Source organism: Shewanella sp. T24-MNA-CIBAN-0130, assembly GCF_040310185.1.
GTDB classification, from domain to species: Bacteria; Pseudomonadota; Gammaproteobacteria; order Enterobacterales; family Shewanellaceae; genus Shewanella; species Shewanella psychromarinicola.
In genome coordinates, this window is the sequence record NZ_JBEOPP010000202.1 from 1 (window position 1) to 319 (window position 319).

Consider the following 319-nt stretch of genomic DNA (forward strand, 5'->3'; position numbering starts at 1 on the left):
TGCAATATTTTGATATTGACAACCTGATCATCAACTAACAGTATTTTACCTCTAACGGGCTCTACCCCAGAAATATACTCATCTATGAACACGCATTACTCCTTAATTATCGATTTTAATGTATCGATAGCATCCAGAAACTCTAGTTGGCTCACTTGGTTTTTTAATCTTAACCACAGCTTATCTGGCACCACTTTGTTTAACAGGCGCTCAAGGTACTCAATGGCATCTAAATTTTGCTCAAGCAATAATTCCATTAATCGATCGACTTTATCCGATCCGATAGATTGTATCGGCAATACTGCTTTATCAGCTAGGG

General features: G+C 37.6%; 1 protein-coding gene. It reads right to left on the reverse strand.

The window, feature by feature from the left end:
- Positions 1-95 precede the first annotated feature (95 nt).
- On the reverse strand, positions 96-319 hold a 224-nt coding region (locus tag AAEZ02_RS22075), incomplete at its 5' end, for a hypothetical protein (protein WP_351125128.1).